The following is a 21,685-nucleotide window of genomic DNA, read 5'->3' on the forward strand; positions in this document are numbered from 1 at the left end:
AACGGGCCTTTCCCATGACCATGACATCGACACCGATATTTGACTTCAAGAGCGCCGTTACCAGGCAGTTCGCCGACCGTCCGACCCTGCGCCAGGTGCTGAGCGAACACTTGCTGCAGGTGCTGCTCGAGGAATTGCCCTGGCTGACCTTCGTTCAGCCAGGGCTGACATCCGCCGACCCACTGACCCTGGACAGTCCCGACCCCGACACCGAGTACTGGACGACAGCCCCGCTGGTGGATGTCATGTTGCAGGCCATGCTGGACGGTGCACCGCTGGATCTTGAAGCGGTCGGCGAGCGCCACTACAACTTGGGCTTGGCGCAACCCCATCGCTTCGCCGGTTCGCACGATCCACTGGATACGCGCCGTCTGGTGGGCATTTCGCCGGCACTCAACACCTTGCTGGCGAAACTGATTGACCTGCTGCGCCAGGCCCAGGTGGCGTACTGGCGTGGGCAGGGCAGTTCAGGCAAGAGTCGTGACCGCTGGCTGCAATTGCTGTTGAAGATGGCGCTGCTGCGCAACCTGCCGCTGCAGGGGTTGGATGACCAGCAGCAGGCCCTTGTCCGTGGGTTGATCCAGGGCGGCGACGATCAACCTTCGGTGTTCGTGGTGGAGGCCAAGCTGACCGCGGATGGGCAGCAATACGACGTCCTGCAGCCAGGTTTGCTGGTGGTGGGCGAGTGGGACGAGCGCGAGATCGTGCTCTGGTGCGCGCCGTCGAGCCAGGTCAGGCCTTTCGATTCGGTGGACGACTTCGCCCTGTCGCTGCGTGATGAGCTGGCGCTGAGCTACCGGTTCACCGCCATGGCCTGGGACCGTCACCAGCTCGAGGGGAATGTGTTCGCGCAGTGGGTTGCGTTGCTGCTCGAGGGCATGCTCGAGCGCATCGGGCAACTGCGCTTGCAGGGGCTGACCCTGGCCGAGCTGGAGGCGCATTGCGCGGCGCTGAGCGACCCTGCGCAGTGGTTCGTGGACGGGTACTTCGTCGAAGAGGACGGTTCGCCAGCGGTCCCTCCAGGCATAGGCTTTGCGTCGGCACGCGACAGCTTCGCCTATCAGTCGGGGTTGTTGGCCTTGGCGCTGGATCAGGCAGACGCCGAGGGTGTGGCGGCGCTGGACGGGATCCTGGACCTGCAGGCCTATGCCCGCCAGCAATTGCGCGCACAGATGCTCAAGGACTACCCGGTGGAGGCCAATTACTTTCCCGATGAGCTGGTCCTGGCGCTACGGGTCGCCAAGGGCATGCCGGGAGGTACGGGTACCGGCAGCGGTGGCGGCGAACCTCTTGAGTCGGTGGGCGAGAAGACCCTGACCGAGTTTGCCATCGCCAATCTCAGCGGTTTGGGGGACGCCTTCATCAGCGAGATCCGGCACACCAACGATCAACTGATCGAGCCATGGATGAATGCCGAGTATGTGAAAGAGCTGGTGCGCAAGGTCGATATCGGTGGCCGTTACCCCGCGTATGTAGCGGATGCCTTGGACGACCCGGCGACCCGTTCCGAGCGTACACGGCGCTTCGCCCGGGAGTGGCGCCAGTCGCTGCGCTTCAGTGCGCTGCAGGCGAAACTTGACCGCAAGCTCACTGAAGCGGGGCTGCAGTGTGTCGTCGACCTGTGCGATGGGCATGTCGATGCAGCGTCGAAGACCAGCGGCTTGGTCCCGCTGGCCTTCAAGCGTCAGCCGACGTCCGGCCAGCACGACCTGGTGCGCGGCATGTTCGTGCTGTTCTCGACCGAGCCCGCGGTGGTGTTGCTCTATCGCCCTCTGCATGCGCAGGACCCATTGCGGCAATTTTCCAGCGTGGCCGACATGATGGCGGCCATTCGCGCATCGTCCCTGCTGCAAGAGAGCATCCTCGCCTGGATGGATGAACGCGTTCGGCCCATCTACGCCAACGGTGGCTTCAGCGAGCCCCATGTCGCTTACATTGGCATCGACCCGTTCCAGTTGCCTGACAAGCCGGAACCGGCCCAGTTCGATGCGCAGTTGTGGCTGAGCGATGTGGATGAAAAGCTGTACACGGCCAACCGGGCCATGCTCATGGCACTGGCTGATGAGCAGAGCACGTCGAATGCCGAAAGCCGCTGGGCGATGCTCGCCAAAGGTGCATGGCTGTTGTTCGATACCGCCACCGTGCTGGTGCGGGGGCCGGTGGCCTCGGTGGCTTGGCTGGTGCAGAGCCTGGCCAGCCTGCAGGGCGACGGTGAGGCGCTCGAGCAAGGCACTGAGTTCCAGCGCTCCTTGGCGACTGTTGACCTGATCATCAACCTGGGCATGGCGATGCTGCATGCCCGGCTGCCAACGGCCGGTGTGAAGGGGCCGAGGCCGCTGCCCCAGGGGATTGCGTTCGAAGGCGCTCCTGCCCAGGATGGTGGCTACGCGGCAGCGAGGGTCGAGCCGATCGCAGGTAAGGTCGGCATGCCAGGTCCACTTGGCTTGGCAAAGCACTTGCACCTCGATCTCACCTGGCGCGGCAACCAGGGCTTCAACTGGTTGGCGCCGGAGCAGCGCAAGGTGTTGCTGGCAATGCGTTCGAGTATCGAGTTGAAGGGCCGGCGACCTACTCAGGCTGGACTGTATGAGGTTGGCGCAGGCCACTATGTCTCGATGTCGGGCGAAACCTTTGCCGTGAGCGTGACGGGTGATCAGACCCGTGTGGTCGATAGCGCGGGCAAGGCAGGGCCGTGGCTCGTCTTCGAGCAGGGGGCCTGGCGAATCGATACCCGGCTGCGCCTTGATGCAGGCATGCCCAAAGTGCGTCTGGAGCAGCAGTTCACAAAGCTGAGGGTATCCACTGATAGCTACACCGATAATGCCAATCTGGAACTGGCAGCGTTTGCCCGTTGCAGTGCGCAAGTCGCCCAGACTCACGGGCGCATCGAGCATGTAGAGAAGCTGAAAAGCCAGGAGCAAGGTCGGCGTCTCGAGGCTGAAAATGCCGAGGATGCTTCGTTCGACTGGCAGAGCTCCGACCGGATCATGGGCTCTTACGAGCAACGCATCGCCACACTTGATGTGCAGTTGGACACCGAGCGCCTGCAGGCAGTCGCCCAGGCCGAGAGCCTCGTGCGGTTTGACCGCAAGCACTGCGCCATCTTGCAGACGATGCTCGAACCCAAGTACGGCAGCTATCGAAAAGCAGGGTTCGAGCAGACTATTGAGTTGCAGCGAAGCATGCTCGTGGCCGGGCTGATCCGTAACAGCGATTTCATCCTGAGCGAGTTGCAACATCTGGCGAACTTCCCACGGATGAGCGAGCTGGCGGCGCAGTTCGATGACGGAGTCGGGCCCCATGTGCGAAAGGAGTACCAGCAATTTCGCGAGGCGCTTCGGACGGTCATTGAAATCCAGGAGCGCATGCTCGTCGCCCAAGGTGGCATGGACGAGTTGCTGGCGCAGGTGAGTGATGAGCTGGACATTGGTGTGGGTGGAATGTCGCGCACGGTCGGCCAACTGATCGCCGAGCGTACCTTCACCACGGTCGACCTGCGCTTCCATCATGCCCTGAACCTGGCTGACCTGGCCCTGCATCTGGACGCAGGGCAACCCCAGCTGTTCAGGTACCGCGACGACCTGGCCGGCATCACCCTCAGGAGCGCCGCCACCGCACATGGCGAATCGCAGATGTCCAATCTGAGCGTGGCGGATCGGATCAGCATCCTACAGGAGGCGTGGGATGCCTATGCGGCGGCGATCATCAATGCGCTTCACCTCGAGCGTACGGGCGGCGCCCTGGTCGAGGTCGACATGCTGCAGCGCTACCGCACCCATATGCAGCTGCTCAAGGACGACGCCGGGCGTCGGCTGGTCGAAGCCCTTGCCGAACAGGATGGCGTGACGCAGGTGCCCAGGCGCGTGCCGTATCCGCAAACCACTGCGCCGCAGAAAGCGATTCGCAACCGGGACGGTCTCCTGGTCATCGCCACCCAGGTTCAGGGCAAGGCCGAGCTCGAGGTGCTGGACCCACTCAGCAAGCGTGCCCTGCAGGTCTTCGACTTCAAGGAGGGAGAGTGGGTGCAGCGTGACGACACGCAGGAAGTGCAGCCCAGCGAGGGGTTGGCCGAGGATATCGACACCATGTTGCAGGCCTTGTCCAAGGACAATGAAGATGTGCTCGTCATCGCCGCCGCCTATGTGAAGGATGATGTCAGCGGCGTAACGCTGGAGCGCCTGCTCAAGCGCCAGATCAACAAGCTCAAGGGCGTGCGTGCAGTGCTGCTGGACCAAGGCGTGAGCGAGGAGCGCATCGCGCCGTTGACGGTGGCGGTGAACGACCTGGAGGCACGCAAGACAGTGCTGTTGACGGAGTTGTACGGCAAGAGCCGTTATCCGACCGCCCACGGCCTGCGCTTCCTTCATGACCAGGGGCTGCTCAAGGTGGACTATGTCCGGCGTGAGACTTCGATCACCACCAGTCCGTTCGATGAGTTCCGGATCTCTCGCCTGAGCACGCCGGAGCAGACCAAGGGCCGTCCCATCTGGGCGGCGCACTTCCACCTGAGCTCGCAATCGGCGCCGCTCGATACGTTTACCCAAGGGCATCTGAAACTCTGGAGCCAGCGCTTCCTGGGCAGGCAGTACGAGGCAGCCAGTGGTGAGCGTGTGCACCGCGGGCGTCTGACCAGCGCCGACGTGGAGGGCATCATTCCCTTGGCCTGAGCAAAGGTCAGCAGGCACCCGCTTTGCGGGTGATCGTGGCTGAAGCCGCGCCTACAGCGGTCGCTTCAAATCAATGGAGCTGGGCTTTCAGCGATTGCTGTAGCGGCCGTGCTTGCCGTGGGCGGGCATGGCTTGATTGCCGCGCTCGGCGATCATCTGGCGCAGGCTGACCAGCTCGATGCCCTGGGCCTTGAGCTTGGGGATCTCGCGGCTCAACACGTCCAGTGTCTGCGGGTAGGGGTGCCCGATCAGCACCGCCGAGCCCTGCTTGCGGGCCAGGTCAATACCCTGCTGCAACTGGCCATTGATCGCTTCCACGGTGCGTACGTCATCGAGGAACACATCCCGTGAGACATGGGCCAGGCCGACTGCCTGTGCCTCTGCCGCCGCGACGGTGGCGGCGCTGGTGCGGCTGTCGACGAAGAACAGGTGGCGGCGCTGCAGCTCCGCCATCAGCCAGTGCATCGGCTCACGCTGGGCGGTCATGCGGCTGCCCATGTGGTTGTTGATGCCGGCGGCGTAGGGCACTTTGGCCAATGCGGCGTCCAGGCGCCGGGCCAGCTCCTCGATCGCTGTGCCGGGGTGCCAGGCATAGGGGCCGGTGGCCGGGTCCATGGGCATGTGCAGGATCACCGTGCGCCCGGCCTTGTGGGCCTGGCGGGCGAAGTCGGTGGCGTGGGGCGTGTCGGGCATGATAGCCATCGTGACCGGGCCGGGCAGGGCGAGGGTGCGGCTGTCGCGCTCGTCGCTCTGGCCCAGGTCGTCGATGATGATGCTCATGTAGGCCTTGCCCGGCGCCGCCTGGGCGGCACCGAGCATGAGGCAGAACAGCGTGCACAGCAGATAACGCATGGGAAGCGGTCAGTTGCCCTTGGTGATGTTCAGGCCCTTGAGCAGGCTGAGGGCCTGGCTGAGCTGGAAGTCGTTGTCCTGCGGGCGTTCCTTGCGCTTGCTGCTGCCGGTCGGGCGGTCGGCGCCGCCGTTGCCGTTGCCCAGGTGGCCTTGCAGGTCGGCTTCCTTGAAGTTGTCGTTGTCGGCTTCCGTGGTCAGCTTGGCTGGACGCACTTCGATGTCGGGGACGATGCCCTGGGCCTGGATCGAGCGGCCGTTGGGGGTGAAGTACAGCGCGGTGGTGAGCTTGAGCGCACGGTCGTTGGCCAGCGGCAGCACGGTCTGCACCGAGCCCTTGCCGAAGCTGTCGGTGCCCATCAGCACGGCGCGTTTCTGGTCCTGCAGGGCGCCGGCGACGATCTCCGAAGCCGAGGCGCTGCCGCCGTTGATCAGCACCACCAGTGGCACGCCTTCGCTGGCGTCGGCCGGGTCGGCGGAGAAGCGCAGCTCGGAGTTGGCGATGCGGCCTTTGGTGTAGACGATCAGGCCTTTGGTGAGGAAGTGGTCGGCCACTTCCACCGCGGCCTGCAGCACGCCACCGGGGTTGTTGCGCAGGTCCAGCACCACGCCGCGCAGCTTCTTGCCGTTGTCCTTGCGCAGCTTGGCCAGGGCCTTGCCCACCTCGTCGCCGGTCTTGACCTGGAACTGGGTGATGCGGATGTAGCCGTAGTCGTTCTCCAGCAGCTGGCTCTTCACGCTCTTGACCTGGATCACCGCACGGGCGAGGGTCACGTCGAAGGGCGTGCCGCCATCGCGAACCAGCGTCAGGGTGATCTTCTCGCCGACCTTGCCACGCATCTTGTCGACCGCTTCGGTCATGGTCTGGCCACGGGTCGGGGCGCCATTGATCTTGACGATCAGGTCGCCCGCCTGCACGCCAGCGCGGGAGGCCGGGGTGTCGTCGATGGGTGAGACCACCTTGATGAAACCGTCTTCCTGGCCGACTTCGATCCCTAGGCCGCCGAATTCGCCGCTGGTGCTTTCCTGCAGCTCCTGGAAATCCTCGGGGCCGAGGTACGCCGAATGCGGGTCGAGGTTGCTGAGCATGCCCTTGATGGCGTTTTCCAGCAGCGTCTTGTCATCCACTGGCTCGACATAGGCGGCCTTGATACGGTCCATGACCTCGGCGAAGGTGCGTAGCTCCTCGAGCGGCAGCGGCGCCTTGGCGGTCACCTCTGTGGCTGGCACCGTGGCCGGCTTGGCGGCGACTGGCTTGGCCGGCTCGGCGGCAATGGCCAGGGGCGCGCCGACGACCAGGGCGATGGTCAGGGCCAGTTGAGAGAGGCGAGGCGAGTGCAGCATGTCGAACGAACTCCTGATCCTGTTGGCGCTCCTGCGGGGAGCATCGGTGCGTCACATTGGATGTGCCGCGCCGTAAAAATAGTCGAACCTAGCCTCGGCACCATTGCGCGGGGTCGGAGGGGCGGCCCTGCTGGCGAATCGCGAAGTACAACCCGGCGCTGTCCTGGCCGCCGCTGTCGCCGACGGTCGAGATGGCTTCGCCGGCCTTGACGATGTCGCCGGCGCTCTTGAGCAGGCTCTGGTTGTGGCCGTACAGGCTCAGGTAACCGTTGCCATGGTCGAGGATGACCAGAAGTCCGGCGCCACGCAACCAGTCGGCGAACACCACACGCCCGCCGTGCACGGCGCGTACCTGGGTGCCGGCGCTGGCGCCGATCATCACGCCGTCCCACTTGGCCCGGGCATCGCCACCACGGGCATCGCCAAAGCGTGCCAACAGTCGACCATTGACCGGCCACGGAAGTTTTCCCCGGGCCGCAGAAAATGCGCCGCCATAGCTGGCTCCGTCACTGGAAACCACCGGCCCCAACGTGGTGCGGGCCTTTTTCGGGGCTTCCTCGGGCGTGTTGTCGCGGGCGGCGGCCAGGGCTTGTTCCTTGAGCCGCTTTTCTTCTTCCTGCTTGGCCAGCAGGGCGCGCTGGCGGGCTTCTTCAGCCTCGCGGGCCTGGCGGGCGAGGGTTTCCTCGATGGTCTTGAGCACCTTGCCCAGGTCGGCCTGGTCCTGCTCACGGGCCTGGAGCTTCTGGTCGCGCTCCTTCATGTCGCTGTTGAGCTTGGCCAGCACCTGCTGGCGCTTGCCGCGCTCGCTTTCGAGGGCCTGGCGCTGGCTGTCGAGGTCGGCGCGTTGGGCCAGCAGTTGCTCCTGCTGGCGGCCGATATCCTGTTCGACGTTGGCCAACTGGCGCAGCGTCTCGTTGAAGGTGCGCAGCTGTTCGGTGCGCGCCTTGCTCAGGTAGTCGTAGTAAGTGAGGGTGCGGGCGAACTTTTCCGGGTTCTGCTGGTTGAGCAGCAGCTTGAGGTATTCCTCGCGGCCGTTGTTCTGGTAGGCGGAACGGGCCTGGATGGCGATCAGTCGCTGTTGTTCACTGCGGGCGCTCTGGAGTTTTTTTTTCTCGTGGTCAAGGCGCTCCAGCTCGCCCTCGGTCTTTTTTAGTTCTTGCTGCAGTGCCTCCACCTGCTTTTCGAGGTTGCCGATGTCGGTCTCGGTAGCCTTGAGGTCTTTCTGCACGCCGGATTTCTCCTCCTGGAGTTTGCCCAGCATTTTCTTCAGCTCGGCAATGTCCTGGCGGGTGGCGTCCAGCTGTTGCTGGGTCTGCGCGCGCTCGTCGGCAGCGAAGGCCGGGGCGAGCAGGCATGACAGGGCTAGTAAGAGAAAGGCGCGGAGCATGGGGTTTGGCGTACCGGGGATGGAGACTGGCCTAGTATGCCCGCGCGGGCCTGTAAAAAAAACGCCCCGCAGCGTGTGCGGCGGGGCGTTGGTCTGGAATTCATGTGTTTTGCCGGTCCCGTTCGCCGGCAAGCCGGCTCCTACGCGTCATTTGTAGGAGCCGGCTTGCGGGCGAACAGGTTTTGATCAGGCATCGACCAGAATAGAGGTACCGGTCATTTCCGCAGGCTTTTCCAGCCCCAGCAGCTTGAGCATGGTCGGTGCGACATCGGCCAGCACGCCACCTTCGCGGACGGTGACTTTGCGCTTGCCGACATAGATGAACGGCACCGGCTCGCTGGTATGGGCGGTGTGCGCCTGGCCGGTGCACTCGTCTTCCATCTGCTCGACGTTGCCGTGGTCGGCGGTGATCAGTGCTTCGCCGCCCACCTTGCCCAGCGCCTCGACGATGCGCCCGACACAGCTGTCCAACGCTTCGACGGCCTTGACCGCTGCCTCGAACACGCCGGTATGGCCGACCATGTCACCGTTGGCGTAGTTGACCACGATCACGTCAAAGCGCTGCTGCTCGATGGCCTCGACGATGCGGTCGGTCACTTCCGGGGCGTTCATTTCCGGCTGCAGGTCGTAGGTGGCGACCTTCGGCGATGGGATCAGGATGCGCTCTTCGCCTTCGAACGGTTCTTCGCGGCCACCGGAGAAGAAGAATGTGACATGCGCGTACTTTTCGGTTTCGGCGATGCGCAGCTGGGTCTTGCCGTTCTTCGCCAGGTATTCGCCCAGGACGTTGTCCAGGCTGGACGGGGCAAACGCGGCGGGTGCCGGAATTTTCGCCGAGTACTGGGTCAGGCCGATGTACGCCGCCAGCTTGGGCAGGCGTGCGCGTGGGAATTCGTTGAAGTCCGGCTCGACGAATGCGCGCGACAGCTCGCGGGCGCGGTCGGCGCGGAAGTTCATGAAGATGACCGCGTCGCCATCCTCGACCTTGACCGCTTCGCCAATGCGCGTGGCCTTGACGAACTCGTCGTTCTCCTCGCGGGCGTAGGCCGCTTGCAGGCCGGCAAGGGCGCTGTCGGCGGTGTATTCGGCGGCGCTGTCGACGATCAGGTTGTAGGCGGCGCTGACGCGGTCCCAGCGGTTGTCGCGGTCCATGGCGTAGTAGCGGCCGATCAGGCTGGCGATGCGGCCCTTGCCCAGCTTGGCGAAGGTGGCGTCGAGCAGTTCGATGGACGACTGCGCGCTGCGTGGCGGGGTGTCGCGGCCGTCGAGGAAGGCGTGCAGGTAGATCTTCTCGGCGCCGCGCTGCGCGGCCAGCTCGGCCATGGCGATCAGGTGGTCCTGGTGGCTGTGCACGCCGCCGTCGGAGAGCAGGCCAAGGATGTGCACGGCCTTGCCGGCGCTGGCCGCCTTGTCCACCGCGCCGGTGAGTACCGGGTTTTCAAAGAACTCGCCGTCGCGGATCGCCTTGGTCACCCGGGTGAAGTCCTGGTACACCACGCGGCCGGCGCCGAGGTTCATGTGACCGACTTCGGAGTTGCCCATCTGCCCGTCGGGCAGGCCCACGTCCATGCCGGAACCGGAGATCAAACCGTGCGGCTGGGTGGCGCGCAGGCGGTCGTAGACCGGTGTGTTGGCGGCGAAGATGGCGTTGTATTCGGGGCTTTCGCTGTGACCGAAGCCATCCAGGATGATCAGGACCAGGGGTTTAGGCGTACTCGTCATCAATCAAACTCACGGTTGTTCAAAGATGATAAAGACACGCATTTTAGGGCAAATCCGCCAGCGGCGGCGAATATTCCTCCCCTTGCCCGACCAGCGCGGTCGGATATGCAACATGAAGGCGCTTTTCCGGCCGGCCCGGTGGGCTTTGGCGGTCATGGGGGGCTGTGTATACTGGCCGCCATTTTCAATCGCCTGGAACACCGCTGATGGTTGCTCACCTGATTCAATTCGCGACAGATCACTTCATCCTGGTGGCGATCTTCGTCGTCCTGCTGATCCTGCTGCTGATCAACGAAGTCCGCCGTGGCGGCCAGAGCCTGAGCAACGGCCAGCTGACCGCCCTGGTCAATGCCGAAAAGGCCGTGGTGATCGATATCCGCCCAGCCAAGGAGTACTCGGCCGGGCATATCGTCGGTGCGCTGAGCATTCCGCAGGACAAAGTGGCCGGCCGCATGAGCGAGCTGGAAAAGCACAAAGACAAGACCCTGATCGTCGTCGACGCGATGGGCCAGCAGTCCGGCACCCTGTGCCGCGAGCTGCTCAAGGCTGGTTTCACCGCCGCCAAGCTCAGCGGTGGCGTTTCCAGCTGGAAAGCCGATAACCTGCCCCTGGTGAAGTGATATGAAGCCCGTCATCGTCTATTCCAGCGACTACTGCCCCTACTGCATGCGCGCCAAGTACCTGCTCGAGAGCAAGGGCGTGGCGTTCGAGGAGATCAAGGTCGACGGCAAACCCCAGGTTCGCGCCGAAATGAGCCAGAAGGCCGGGCGCACCTCGGTGCCGCAGATCTGGATCGGCAGCACGCACGTCGGTGGATGCGATGACCTCTATGCCCTGGAGCGCGCCGGCAAGCTCGACGCGCTGCTGGCGGCCTGATTCGCACTGCATTCAAGAACATTAGGAAAAGGATCTGCCATGACCGAGCAACAGACCAACGGCGCCACTGACGCCAACGCCCCACAATTCTCCCTGCAGCGCATCTACGTGCGCGATCTGTCGTTCGAGGCCCCGAAAAGCCCGCAGATCTTCCGCCAGCAGTGGGAACCGAGCGTTTCGCTGGACCTGAACACCCGCCAGAAAGCCCTGGAAGGCGACTTCCACGAAGTGGTGCTGACCCTGTCGGTAACCGTCAAGAACGGTGACGAAGTGGCCTTCATCGCCGAAGTGCAGCAGGCCGGCATCTTCCTGATCGCCAACCTCGACGCCGCTTCCATGAGCCACACCCTCGGCGCCTTCTGCCCGAACATCCTGTTCCCGTACGCCCGTGAAACCCTGGACAGCCTGGTGACCCGCGGTTCGTTCCCGGCACTGATGCTGTCGCCGGTCAACTTCGACGCCCTGTACGCGCAAGAGATGCAGCGCATGCAGGAAGCCGGTGAAGTGCCGACCGTGCAGTAAGGCTGCAAGCCATGAAAAAGCGCCTCGAGGGGCGCTTTTTTCTTGCCTGTCGGGACTGTTCGCCGGCAAGCCGGCTCCTACAGGTGACGTAGGAGCCGGCTTGCCGGCGAACCCGCTCAGCTCCCGGCAAAGCCCTGCTGGCGCCACGCCTCGTAAACCGTCACCGCCACGGTGTTGGACAGGTTCAGGCTGCGGCAGCCAGGCCGCATCGGCAGGCGCAGGCGCTGCTCCGCCGGCAGGCTGTCCAGCACCTCCGCCGGCAGGCCACGGCTCTCAGGGCCGAACAGGAAGGCGTCACCAGGCTGGTAGGCGACCTCGTGGAAGGGGTGCGAACCCTTGGTGGTAAAGGCGAACAGCCGCGGGTTGCCTAGGCTTTCCAGGCATCCGGCCAGGCTCTCGTGGCGCTTGAGCGTGGCATACTCGTGGTAATCCAGCCCTGCCCGGCGCAGGCGCTTGTCGTCCAGTTCGAAGCTGATGGGCTCGATCAGGTGCAGGGCGCAACCGCTGTTGGCGCAGAGGCGGATGATGTTGCCGGTGTTCGGCGGAATTTCTGGTTGAAAAAGGATGACGTGAAACATGCACGGCTCCAGGCGTGAAGATGACGAGCATTCTACCCTCGAACCGGACCTGCGTTCGAAGGCCTTCCCGCGGGTGATCCTGTCCCTGGCGATTGTCGGGCTGATGGTCGGCCTGATGATCGGCCGCCTGACCACGCCCGAGGAGCGTGTGCTGGAGCAGGTAACGGTGGTGCAGGACGGCCTCGACCTGTGGTTCAACGAGGAGCCCAAGCTGCACGGTGAGAATGTCGAAGGCACCGTGGCGGTGGTGTTCGAGGCCCAGGGCAAGGCCCAGCGTGGCCAGTTGACGATGCAGGGCAAGCCGGTGGGCTGGCGCCTGCAGAAAAGCGAAGAAGGGCTGGTGCTGAGCGTGGTGGCCGCCCGTCCCCTGCACGGTGAGTGGTCCGGTGCAGAGGACGATGGGCGCTGGCGGGTGCAGGTGAGGCTGCACGAATAAAAGAGGGGATGTCCCGGCCTGCCTGTACCAGGGTCCCCGAAACTTGCGCGATGGCGAAGTAAAGAGGGGGTATCCCGGCCTGCCTGTACCGAGGCCCCCGAAACTGGAGATACAGTGTCTATTGCAGGGGGCGTGCCAGGTTTTCCTTGCCCGTAAATGCTGGCGTTGAGGGCTGTTTAGCCAGGTTTTGATGGGATTTGTGCCTTCACACGGTGCAAGGGGCACAGGATCGGTGCATGGGGCCTGGAAACGACTGGGGCCGCCTTGCGGCCCTTCGCCGGCAAGCCGGCTCCTACAAGAATGGCGTCACACCTGTAGGAGCCGGCTTGCCGGCGAAGGGCTGCGCAGCAGCCCCAGGCTGAATACTTCCGCTCAACTCAGTGATCTTCACCCTCGTCATCATCCCCACCATCGACCTTCATCCCCAACTCCTTGATCTTGCGCGTCAGGGTATTGCGCCCCCAGCCCAGCAGCACCGCCGCGTCACGGCGGCGCCCTGCGGTGTGCTTGAGCGCGGTCTCGATCATGATCCGCTCGAAGCTGGGCACGGCGCTGTCGAGCAGGCTCGACTGGCCACGGGCCAGGGCCTGGTCGGCCCACTGGCGCAGAGCCTGCTCCCAGTTGGTCACCGGCGCGGCGTCCTGGGGCAGGTTGAGCAGTTCCGGGGGCAGGTCGCCGACCAGCACTTCGCGGCTGGACGCCATCACGGTGATCCAGCGGCAGGTGTTCTCCAGCTGGCGCACGTTGCCCGGCCACGGCAGGTTGCGGATGAATTCCTCGGTTTCCGGCTTGAGCAGCTTGGGCTCGACCGCCAGCTCCTGGGCGGCGCGGCCGAGGAAGTGACGGGCCAAGGCCGGGATGTCTTCGCGCCGGTCAGCCAGGCGTGGGATATGGATGCGGATCACATTGAGGCGGTGGAACAGGTCTTCCCGGAACTTGCCGGCCTGCACCAGCGACTCGAGGTTCTGGTGGGTGGCGGCGATGATGCGCACGTCCACCTTCACCGGCACATGGCCGCCGACCCGGTAGAACTCGCCATCGGCCAGCACCCGCAGCAGGCGGGTCTGGGTGTCGGCGGGCATGTCGCCGATCTCGTCGAGGAACAGCGTGCCGCCGTCGGCCTGCTCGAAGCGGCCACGGCGCAGGTTGGCGGCGCCGGTGAAGGCGCCTTTCTCATGGCCGAACAGCTCGGATTCCATCAGGTCCTTGGGGATCGCCGCCATGTTCAGGGCGATGAACGGCGACGCCGCACGCGGGCTGTGGCGGTGCAGGGCGTGGGCCACCAGTTCTTTACCGGTACCGGATTCGCCATTGATCAGCACGGTGATGTTGGAGTGGCTGAGGCGCCCGATGGCGCGGAACACCTCCTGCATCGCCGGCGCCTCGCCAATGATCTCGGGGGTGCGGGCCAGGGCTTGCGGCACGTCCAGCGCCTGTTGCTCCTGGGCGTGCTGGTTGGCGCGCTTGACCAGCGACACCGCCTCGTCGACGTCGAACGGCTTGGGCAGATACTCGAAGGCGCCACCCTGGTACGACGCCACGGCGCTGTCCAGGTCGGAGTGGGCGGTCATGATGATCACCGGCAGGCGCGGGTGCTGCTCGCGGATCTGCGCCAGCAAATCAAGGCCGCTGGCCCCCGGCATGCGGATATCGGAAATGATCACGTCCGGTTGCTGGCGGGCCAGGCGGCCCATGACACCGTCGGCACTGTCGAAGCTCTGGGTGGTCATGCCCTCCTGCTGCAGGGCCTTTTCCAGGACCCAGCGGATGGAGCGATCATCATCGACGATCCAGACGGTTTCACTTCGGCTCATGGGGCGGTGGCTCCTTGTTCCAGGGGCAGGTAGATCGAGAACGCGGTATGGCCGGGGTGGCTTTCACACTCGATCAGGCCCTGGTGCTGGCTGATGATGTTCTGGGTGATGGCCAGGCCCAGCCCGGTACCGTCCGGGCGGCCGCTGACCATGGGGTAGAAGAGGGTGTCCTGCAGCTCCGGGGGAATGCCCGGGCCGTTGTCGACGATCTCGACCCGGGCCACCAGGCGGTGGCGCACATGGCCGATGGTGAACTGGCGCACCGCGCGGCTGCGCAGCGCAATACGCCCCAGGCGCAGCTCGTTCTGGCTGCCGATGGCCTGCATGGCGTTGCGCACGATGTTGAGTACGGCCTGGATCATCTGTTCACGGTCGATCAGCACGTCAGGAAGGCTCGGGTCGTAGTCGCGCACCAACGTGATGCAACCCTGGCTTTCGGCTTCGACCAGGCTGCACACCCGCTCCAGCACTTCGTGGATATTGGTCATGGCCAGCGACGGCAGCTTGTTCGAACCGAGCATGCGGTCGACCAGGTTCCGCAGGCGGTCGGCTTCCTCGATGATCACGTTGGTGTAGTCGCGCAGGCCGTCCTCGGGCAGTTCCCGGGCCAGCAACTGTGCCGCGCCGCGGATGCCGCCCAGCGGGTTCTTGATCTCGTGGGCCAGGCCGCGCACCAGCATCTTGGTGGTTTCCTGCTTGCTCAGCTGGGCTTCTTCCTTGGTGATGCGCAGCAGGCGATCACGTGGGTGCACTTCGAGCAGCAGCAGGGTCTGGCCCTGGTGCAGGATGGGGGTGACGGCATAGTCGACGGTGATGGTCTGGCCAGTCAGCGAGGTCAGCTGGGCTTCGCGCTTGGTGAACGGGTGCGCCTGCTCGACCGCCTGGCGCAGCGAGTTGAGCGCCTCGGTCGATTCGGTGAACAGCTCGCTGATGAACTGCCCATGGCTGCGTTGGCCGCTGACGGCTAGGAGCATTTCCGCGGCCGGGTTCATGTACTCAAGGCGCAGCTCGGCGTTGAGCAGGAGCGTGGCCGTGGTCAGGTTGTCCAGGAGCAGACGGTGCTGTGCATCACTGATGGTCATAAGGCGTCGTTGACCTCTTTTGGCACATGGGCGCCCCGAGGCTGGCCAGGGGCGCGCACGGATAACGTGCTGGATGCTGTGAAAATGCAAGAACCAAACCAAGGCTCCGAAAAGAAGCGGAATATCCGGATAAAGCCCTGGTTATGCGCAAATACAGACCAGAAAGCCCTGGTTTATCGATTCTTGTGACCCATATTGGGGTGCATGATGGGGCGCTCGATCTGTTTGTGCACCAATATGGAGCATAGAGCGGTCACGGCGTTTTGCACAGCTGGCCGCTGGCGCGGACCAAGGCAAGGTGGCGAGCCGGGTTGTGCGTGCGCTGTTGCAGGGCGTCGGCCAGCTGAGTGGCGCAATCGCCTGGCATCGCCTGGTCGAAGCGGGCAAGGGCGGCGAGCAGTTGCTCTTGCAGCCGGTCCAGTTCGGGGCGCACCTCCTTGCCAAGGTCCCGTTGGGCGAGGCTGGGCGCTTTCCGTGCGAGGTGCCAGCTGTCGAGCAACTGATACTGCAGCAGTTTATTGGCCTCCATCTGGTCGGCGAAGAACGCTGCAGCGCGCGCCGGATCAAGCTGATGGGCAGGTGCAGCCTGGCGTGCACTGGCCAGCACTTGTTCTTCGCGGGCGCTGGCTTGAACCGCCTGGCGCTGGTCCCACTTGTGCAGGGCGACTGTCTCGGCGAGGTCCAGGCGCCGATCGATGGTGTCGAGCAGGTGGCCAAGTGCAGGGGAGGGAGGTGGTGGGGTGGCGCAGCCGGACAAGGCAATGCAGCAGGTCAGGGCAAGGGGGATACGCATGGCGGTCTCCTGAGATAGATGGAGACTGAAGTCTCTGTATAGGTTCGAAGGCGGCAATAGGTTTAGTCCTGTCTTGCCGTTGTGCAAATAGAAACGGCCTCCCGAGGGAGGCCGTTTCAGATCGATGTCGGCGACGCCAGGCGTCGGCTACATCAAACGCTGTAGTACAGGTCGTATTCCAGCGGGTGAACGAAGGTACGGACCTTGATCTCTTCTTCCGACTTCAGCTCGATGTAGGCATCGATGAAGTCGTCGGAGAACACGCCGCCCTTGGTCAGGAACGCACGGCCCTTGTCCAGCTCTTCCAGGGCTTCTTTCAGGCTGCCGCAAACCTGTGGGATCTCTTTGGCCTCTTCAGGCGGCAGGTCGTACAGGTTCTTGTCGGCGGCATCGCCTGGGTGGATCTTGTTCTGGATACCGTCCAGGCCGGCCATCAGCAGGGCGGCGAAGCACAGGTACGGGTTGGCGGCCGGGTCCGGGAAGCGCGCCTCGATGCGGCGGGCTTTCGGGCTGGAAACGTACGGGATACGGATCGAGGCCGAACGGTTGCGGGCCGAGTAGGCCAGCATCACCGGAGCTTCGAAGCCAGGTACCAGGCGCTTGTACGAGTTGGTGGCCGGGTTGGTGAAGCCGTTCAGGGCCTTACCGTGCTTGATGATACCGCCGATGAAGTACAGGGCGGTGTCGGACAGGCCGGCATAGCCTTCGCCCGAGAAGGTGTTCTTGCCATCCTTGGAGATCGACATGTGCACGTGCATGCCCGAACCGTTGTCGCCGTACAGCGGCTTCGGCATGAAGGTGGCGGTCTTGCCGTAGGCGTCGGCCACGTTGTGCACGCAGTACTTCAGGGTCTGGACTTCGTCAGCCTTGGTGACCAGGGTGTTGAACTTCACACCGATCTCGTTCTGGCCGGCAGTCGCCACTTCGTGGTGGTGAACTTCGATGACCAGGCCCATCTCTTCCATGGCGTTGCACATGGCGGTACGAATTTCGTGGTCGTGGTCGCACGGCGGAACCGGGAAGTAGCCACCTTTGACGGCTGGGCGGTGGCCCTTGTTGCCGCCCTCGACGTCCTGGTCGGTCATCCAGGAGCCTTGCTCGGAGTAGATCTTGAACATCGAGCCGGAGATGTCCGACTTGAACTTGACCTGGTCGAAGATGAAGAACTCGGGCTCCGGGCCGACGAAGACGGTGTCACCGATACCGGTGGTCTTCAGGTACTCTTCGGCACGCTTGGCGATGGCGCGTGGGTCGCGGTCGTAGCCTTGCATGGTGGACGGCTCGATCACGTCGCAGACCAGGATCAGGGTCGGCTCTTCGGTGAACGGGTCCAGCACGGCGGAGGCGTCATCCGGCAGCAGGATCATGTCGGAGGCTTCGATGCCTTTCCAGCCTTCGATCGACGAGCCGTCGAACATCTTGCCGATTTCGAAGAAGTCGTCTTCCAGCGCATCGCGAGCCGGCATGGTGACGTGGTGCTGCTTGCCTTTGGTGTCCGTGAAACGCAGATCAATCCACTTGACGTCATGATCTTTGATGAGTTGAACCGACTTCGACATGTTGTCCTCCGGATGGTCTAGGGCGCGGTTGGCCGCTGCCCTGGAAAAAGGGTGTCGCTGGGCGCGGATAGTCGGCCAAGCTTACCTGCCTCACAAGGGAGCAAATTGCATGCCAGTGCCCAAAAATGGCGAGGCCGGGATAAAACCCGGCGTTGACGGGCACTTAGCGTAGCTGCAGGAAGGAATCGTGCACGCATTAAGGGCGCAAGCAGGATCGTATGCACCATATTGGTGCGGTGCGGGTTTGACGACGACTTCCCCCTGTAGGAGCCGGCTTTGCCGGCGAAAGCGGCCGCATGGGCAGCCCAAGACCTAACGCCCCACATCGATCCTGGCAATCGCCCTGTAGCGCCTGGGCCGGCCTATTCGCCGGCAAAGCCGGCTCCTACAGGTGTGGCGCTTGGCTTGAGCTTGGTAAATCCAACCTTCTGTACAAAAGTTGCTCAAACCTTGAGCAATTTCCGCTATAATTCGCGCCCCTCATTTTCGGCAGGCCCTGCGCGCGCTGTTAAACCAATGAAACTTATCGTCAAAGTCTTCCCAGAGATCACCATCAAGAGCCGGCCGGTGCGCAAGCGCTTCATCCGCCAGCTCGCCAAGAACATCCGCAACGTGCTTAAGGACCTGGATCCCGAGCTCGCGGTTGATGGTGTCTGGGACAACCTCGAGGTGGTCACCCGCGTCGAGGACGAGAAAGTCCAGCGCGAAATGATCGAGCGCCTCACCTGCACCCCGGGTATCACCCACTTCCTGCAGGTCGAGGAGTACCCGTTGGGCGACTTCGACGACATCGTCGCCAAGTGCAAGCACCACTTCGGCCACCAACTGGCCGGCAAGCACTTCGCCGTGCGCTGCAAGCGCGGTGGCCACCACGACTTCACCTCGATGGACGTCGACCGCTACGTCGGCAGCCAGCTGCGCCAGCAGTGCGGCGCCGCCGGTATCGAGCTGAAGAAGCCCGAAGTGCTGGTGCGCATCGAGATCCGCGACCAGCGCCTGTACGTGATCCACAACCAGCACAACGGCATCGGCGGCTACCCGCTGGGCGCCCTTGAGCAAACGCTGGTGCTGATGTCCGGTGGCTTCGACTCCACCGTGGCGGCCTACCAGATGATGCGCCGCGGCCTGATGACCCACTTCTGCTTCTTCAACCTCGGTGGCCGTGCCCACGAACTGGGCGTGATGGAAGTGGCCCACTTCCTGTGGAAGAAGTACGGCAGCAGCCAGCGCGTGCTGTTCATCAGCGTGCCGTTCGAGGAAGTGGTCGGCGAGATTCTCAACAAGGTCGACAACAGCTACATGGGCGTCACGCTCAAGCGCATGATGCTGCGCGCCGCCGCGCGCATGGCCGACCGCCTGGAGATCGATGCCCTGGTCACCGGCGAGGCGATCTCTCAGGTCTCCAGCCAGACCCTGCCCAACCTGTCGATCATCGACTCGGCCACCGAGAAACTGGTGCTGCGCCCGCTTTTGGCCAGCCACAAGCAGGACATCATCGACCAGGCCACCGAAATCGGCACCGCCGACTTCGCCAAGCACATGCCTGAGTACTGCGGCGTGATCTCGGTGAACCCGACCACCCATGCCAAGCGTCACCGCATGGAGCATGAAGAAAAGCAATTCGACATGGCCGTGCTCGAGCGCGCCCTGGAGCGCGCCAAGTTCATCTCCATCGACCACGTGATCGACGAGCTGGGCAAGGACATCGAGATCGAGGAAGTGACTGAGGCACTGCCCGGCCAGATCGTCATCGACATTCGTCACCCCGATGCCCAGGAAGACGAACCCCTGGTGCTCGAAGGCGTCGAAGTCCAGGCACTGCCGTTCTACGCGATCAACAGCAAGTTCAAGCATCTCGATGAGACCCGCCAGTACCTGCTGTATTGCGACAAGGGTGTGATGAGCCGTCTGCACGCACACCACCTGCTCAGTGAGGGACATGCCAATGTGCGTGTTTATCGTCCGACATAAGACGCCAGGGCTGTATGGCGGCAGCATCCGCCATCGCCCTCCCGACCACCGGGCCCGCTGAGCCTCAAACCGTACATATTGGCCACCTACACTGGGTGGCAACCGAATCCTCTGATCGAGATACAGTTGTGATCGAAAATCTGCGTAACATCGCCATCATCGCCCACGTTGACCATGGTAAAACCACCCTGGTCGACAAACTCCTGCGCCAGTCCGGCACCCTGGAGCGTAACGAGCTCAACGACGAGCGCGTCATGGACTCCAACGACCAGGAAAAAGAGCGCGGCATTACCATCCTGGCGAAAAACACCGCCATCAACTGGAACGGCTACCACATCAACATCGTCGACACCCCCGGCCACGCCGACTTCGGTGGCGAGGTTGAGCGTGTAATGTCGATGGTCGACTCCGTGCTGCTGCTGGTCGACGCCCAGGACGGCCCGATGCCGCAAACCCGCTTCGTTACTAAGAAAGCCTTCGAAGCTGGCCTGAAGCCGATCGTCGTGATCAACAAGGTCGACCGTCCGGGCGCGCGTCCTGACTGGGTTCTGGACCAGATCTTCGACCTGTTCGACAACCTCGGCGCCACCGACGACCAGCTGGACTTCCAGGTTGTCTACGCCTCGGCCCTGAACGGCATCGCCGGTCTTGACCACACCGCCATGGCCGAAGACATGACCCCGCTGTACCAGTCGATCGTCGACAACGTGCCAGCGCCAAGCGTTGACGTCGATGGCCCGTTCCAGATGCAGATCTCCGCACTGGACTACAACAGCTTCCTCGGTGTTATCGGTGTTGGCCGCATCGCCCGTGGTCGTATCAAGCCGAACACTCCGGTTGTCGCCATCGATGTCGACGGCAAGAAGCGTAACGGCCGTATCCTGAAGCTGATGGGCCACCACGGCCTGCACCGCATCGACGTCGAAGAAGCCCAGGCTGGCGACATCGTCTGCATCAGCGGTTTCGACGAGCTGTTCATTTCCGACACCCTGTGCGACATGAACAACGTCGAGGCGATGAAGCCCCTGACCGTCGACGAGCCGACCGTTTCGATGACCTTCCAGGTCAACGACTCGCCGTTCTGCGGCAAGGAAGGCAAGTTCGTGACCTCCCGTAACATCAAGGAGCGTCTGGACAAAGAGCTGCTGTACAACGTTGCACTGCGCGTTGAAGAAGGCGACTCGGCTGACAAGTTCAAGGTTTCCGGCCGTGGTGAGCTGCACCTGTCGGTACTGATCGAAACCATGCGTCGCGAAGGCTTCGAGATGGCCGTGGGCCGTCCTGAAGTGATCATCCGTGAAGTGAACGGCGTCAAGCAGGAGCCGTTCGAGAACGTCACCATCGACATCCCTGAAGAATCCCAGGGCAAGGTCATGGAAGAGATGGGCCTGCGTAAGGGCGACCTGACCAACATGGCGCCGGATGGCAAGGGCCGTGTGCGTCTGGAGTACAACGTACCGGCTCGCGGTCTGATCGGTTTCCGTAACCAGTTCCTGACCCTGACCAACGGTGCTGGCATCCTGACCTCGATCTTCGATCGCTACGACACCATGAAGCCAGGCACCATGTCCGGCCGCCTGAACGGCGTTCTGGTTTCGATCGAGACCGGCAAGGCGCTGACCTACTCGCTGGAAACCCTGCAGGCGCGCGGCAAGCTGTTCATCGAGCACGGCCAGGACATCTACAACGGTCAGATCATCGGCCTGAACAGCCGTGACAACGACCTGGGCGTGAACCCGACCAAAGGCAAGAAGCTCGACAACATGCGTGCTTCGGGCAAGGACGAAGTCATCGCCCTGGTCCCGCCGGTTCGCCACACCCTCGAGCAGGCCCTGGAATTCATCCAGGACGACGAGCTGTGCGAAGTCACGCCTAAGTCGATCCGTCTGCGCAAGAAGATCCTCGACGAAGGCGAGCGTACCCGCGCTGCCAAGAAAGCCAAGAACTGATTAGTTTCAGGCTGAAATGAAAACGCCCCCGGTCGAAAGGCCGGGGGCGTTTTTGTTTGCCTGCCGCCCAGACGAACTCCCGTAGGAGCCGGCAAGCCGGCGAACACCGGCAAGGCCGGTGCCATGCATCGCGTCG

Annotated in this window: 16 protein-coding genes; 7 read left to right on the forward strand and 9 right to left on the reverse strand. The window is 63.4% G+C overall.

What is annotated here, in order from left to right; all coding sequences use genetic code 11:
• The first annotated feature begins 14 nt into the window (after positions 1–14).
• A complete protein-coding gene (locus PSEEN_RS01735) occupies positions 15–4,667 on the forward strand; it encodes a dermonecrotic toxin domain-containing protein (RefSeq protein ID WP_011531796.1) in 4,653 nt (1,550 codons plus the stop codon).
• An 87-nt stretch (positions 4,668–4,754) separates the two neighbouring features.
• On the opposite strand, the gene PSEEN_RS01740 is transcribed toward PSEEN_RS01735, so the two are convergent.
• The 4 genes from PSEEN_RS01740 to gpmI form a co-directional block, all read right to left on the reverse strand.
• Positions 4,755–5,519 carry a divergent polysaccharide deacetylase family protein gene (locus PSEEN_RS01740; RefSeq protein WP_011531797.1) on the reverse strand — a complete coding sequence of 255 codons (765 nt, stop codon included), beginning with the start codon at positions 5,517–5,519 and terminating at the stop codon, positions 4,755–4,757.
• Between the two features lie 9 nt (positions 5,520–5,528).
• Positions 5,529–6,860 carry a S41 family peptidase gene (locus PSEEN_RS01745; RefSeq protein ID WP_011531798.1) on the reverse strand — a complete coding sequence of 444 codons (1,332 nt, stop codon included), beginning with the start codon at positions 6,858–6,860 and terminating at the stop codon, positions 5,529–5,531.
• An 88-nt stretch (positions 6,861–6,948) separates the two neighbouring features.
• Positions 6,949–8,247 carry a murein hydrolase activator EnvC family protein gene (locus PSEEN_RS01750; protein ID WP_011531799.1) on the reverse strand — a complete coding sequence of 433 codons (1,299 nt, stop codon included), beginning with the start codon at positions 8,245–8,247 and terminating at the stop codon, positions 6,949–6,951.
• A 186-nt stretch (positions 8,248–8,433) separates the two neighbouring features.
• Positions 8,434–9,969, reverse strand: a complete 1,536-nt coding sequence (gpmI, locus tag PSEEN_RS01755) for a 2,3-bisphosphoglycerate-independent phosphoglycerate mutase (RefSeq protein WP_011531800.1) — start codon at positions 9,967–9,969, stop codon at positions 8,434–8,436.
• Between the two features lie 206 nt (positions 9,970–10,175).
• On the opposite strand from gpmI, the gene PSEEN_RS01760 reads away from it, so the two are divergent.
• Genes PSEEN_RS01760 through secB form a run of 3 tightly spaced genes read left to right on the forward strand, consistent with a single transcriptional unit; the run spans position 10,176 to position 11,367 of the window.
• Positions 10,176–10,589 (forward strand): rhodanese-like domain-containing protein, encoded by a 414-nt coding sequence (locus tag PSEEN_RS01760; protein WP_011531801.1) that lies wholly within the window; start codon positions 10,176–10,178, stop codon positions 10,587–10,589.
• 1 nt (position 10,590) lies between these two features.
• Positions 10,591–10,845, forward strand: a complete 255-nt coding sequence (gene grxC, locus PSEEN_RS01765) for a glutaredoxin 3 (protein WP_003249204.1) — start codon at positions 10,591–10,593, stop codon at positions 10,843–10,845.
• A gap of 39 nt (positions 10,846–10,884) precedes the next feature.
• The gene (secB, locus tag PSEEN_RS01770; protein WP_011531802.1) at positions 10,885–11,367 is read left to right on the forward strand and encodes a protein-export chaperone SecB; all 483 of its coding nucleotides are present in this window, start codon (positions 10,885–10,887) and stop codon (positions 11,365–11,367) included.
• Between the two features lie 116 nt (positions 11,368–11,483).
• On the opposite strand, the gene trmL is transcribed toward secB, so the two are convergent.
• A complete protein-coding gene (trmL, locus tag PSEEN_RS01775) occupies positions 11,484–11,945 on the reverse strand; it encodes a tRNA (uridine(34)/cytosine(34)/5-carboxymethylaminomethyluridine(34)-2'-O)-methyltransferase TrmL (RefSeq protein ID WP_011531803.1) in 462 nt (153 codons plus the stop codon).
• Between trmL and PSEEN_RS01780 the strand changes: the two genes are divergently transcribed.
• Entirely contained in the window at positions 11,944–12,381 is a 438-nt protein-coding gene (locus PSEEN_RS01780) for a hypothetical protein (protein ID WP_011531804.1), read from the forward strand. The genes trmL and PSEEN_RS01780 overlap by 2 nt on opposite strands.
• A 377-nt stretch (positions 12,382–12,758) precedes the next feature.
• Here PSEEN_RS01780 and ntrC read toward each other — a convergent pair whose 3' ends face one another.
• The 4 genes from ntrC to glnA form a co-directional block, all read right to left on the reverse strand.
• Positions 12,759–14,195 carry a nitrogen regulation protein NR(I) gene (ntrC, locus tag PSEEN_RS01785; protein WP_011531805.1) on the reverse strand — a complete coding sequence of 479 codons (1,437 nt, stop codon included), beginning with the start codon at positions 14,193–14,195 and terminating at the stop codon, positions 12,759–12,761.
• Complete coding sequence (gene glnL / locus PSEEN_RS01790; RefSeq protein ID WP_011531806.1) at positions 14,192–15,277, reverse strand: nitrogen regulation protein NR(II); 1,086 nt, start codon at positions 15,275–15,277, stop codon at positions 14,192–14,194. Before glnL ends, ntrC begins: the two co-directional genes overlap by 4 nt.
• A gap of 253 nt (positions 15,278–15,530) precedes the next feature.
• A complete protein-coding gene (gene aroQ / locus PSEEN_RS01795) occupies positions 15,531–16,070 on the reverse strand; it encodes a gamma subclass chorismate mutase AroQ (RefSeq protein WP_011531807.1) in 540 nt (179 codons plus the stop codon).
• 152 nt (positions 16,071–16,222) lie between these two features.
• A complete protein-coding gene (glnA, locus tag PSEEN_RS01800) occupies positions 16,223–17,629 on the reverse strand; it encodes a glutamate--ammonia ligase (RefSeq protein WP_011531808.1) in 1,407 nt (468 codons plus the stop codon).
• Between the two features lie 516 nt (positions 17,630–18,145).
• On the opposite strand from glnA, the gene thiI reads away from it, so the two are divergent.
• Together thiI and typA are read left to right on the forward strand one after the other, a co-directional pair.
• Positions 18,146–19,600 (forward strand): tRNA uracil 4-sulfurtransferase ThiI, encoded by a 1,455-nt coding sequence (gene thiI / locus PSEEN_RS01805; protein WP_011531809.1) that lies wholly within the window; start codon positions 18,146–18,148, stop codon positions 19,598–19,600.
• 128 nt (positions 19,601–19,728) lie between these two features.
• Positions 19,729–21,549 carry a translational GTPase TypA gene (typA, locus tag PSEEN_RS01810; RefSeq protein ID WP_011531810.1) on the forward strand — a complete coding sequence of 607 codons (1,821 nt, stop codon included), beginning with the start codon at positions 19,729–19,731 and terminating at the stop codon, positions 21,547–21,549.
• The last annotated feature ends 136 nt before the right edge of the window (positions 21,550–21,685 follow it).

This window comes from Pseudomonas entomophila L48 (assembly GCF_000026105.1).
Lineage (GTDB): Bacteria > Pseudomonadota > Gammaproteobacteria > Pseudomonadales > Pseudomonadaceae > Aquipseudomonas > Aquipseudomonas entomophila.

Bases quoted from the DNA above. Each gene is read 5' to 3' on its own strand.
- PSEEN_RS01740 (WP_011531797.1), bottom strand. From the start codon at position 5,519: ATGCGTTATCTGCTGTGCACGCTGTTCTGCCTCATGCTCGGTGCCGCC.
- ntrC (WP_011531805.1), bottom strand. From the start codon at position 14,195: ATGAGCCGAAGTGAAACCGTCTGGATCGTCGATGATGATCGCTCCATC.
- glnA (WP_011531808.1), bottom strand. From the start codon at position 17,629: ATGTCGAAGTCGGTTCAACTCATCAAAGATCATGACGTCAAGTGGATT.
- thiI (WP_011531809.1), top strand. From the start codon at position 18,146: ATGAAACTTATCGTCAAAGTCTTCCCAGAGATCACCATCAAGAGCCGG.
- secB (WP_011531802.1), top strand. From the start codon at position 10,885: ATGACCGAGCAACAGACCAACGGCGCCACTGACGCCAACGCCCCACAA.
- PSEEN_RS01780 (WP_011531804.1), top strand. From the start codon at position 11,944: ATGCACGGCTCCAGGCGTGAAGATGACGAGCATTCTACCCTCGAACCG.
- PSEEN_RS01735 (WP_011531796.1), top strand. From the start codon at position 15: ATGACCATGACATCGACACCGATATTTGACTTCAAGAGCGCCGTTACC.
- aroQ (WP_011531807.1), bottom strand. From the start codon at position 16,070: ATGCGTATCCCCCTTGCCCTGACCTGCTGCATTGCCTTGTCCGGCTGC.
- PSEEN_RS01750 (WP_011531799.1), bottom strand. From the start codon at position 8,247: ATGCTCCGCGCCTTTCTCTTACTAGCCCTGTCATGCCTGCTCGCCCCG.
- glnL (WP_011531806.1), bottom strand. From the start codon at position 15,277: ATGACCATCAGTGATGCACAGCACCGTCTGCTCCTGGACAACCTGACC.
- PSEEN_RS01745 (WP_011531798.1), bottom strand. From the start codon at position 6,860: ATGCTGCACTCGCCTCGCCTCTCTCAACTGGCCCTGACCATCGCCCTG.
- gpmI (WP_011531800.1), bottom strand. From the start codon at position 9,969: ATGACGAGTACGCCTAAACCCCTGGTCCTGATCATCCTGGATGGCTTC.
- PSEEN_RS01760 (WP_011531801.1), top strand. From the start codon at position 10,176: ATGGTTGCTCACCTGATTCAATTCGCGACAGATCACTTCATCCTGGTG.
- grxC (WP_003249204.1), top strand. From the start codon at position 10,591: ATGAAGCCCGTCATCGTCTATTCCAGCGACTACTGCCCCTACTGCATG.
- trmL (WP_011531803.1), bottom strand. From the start codon at position 11,945: ATGTTTCACGTCATCCTTTTTCAACCAGAAATTCCGCCGAACACCGGC.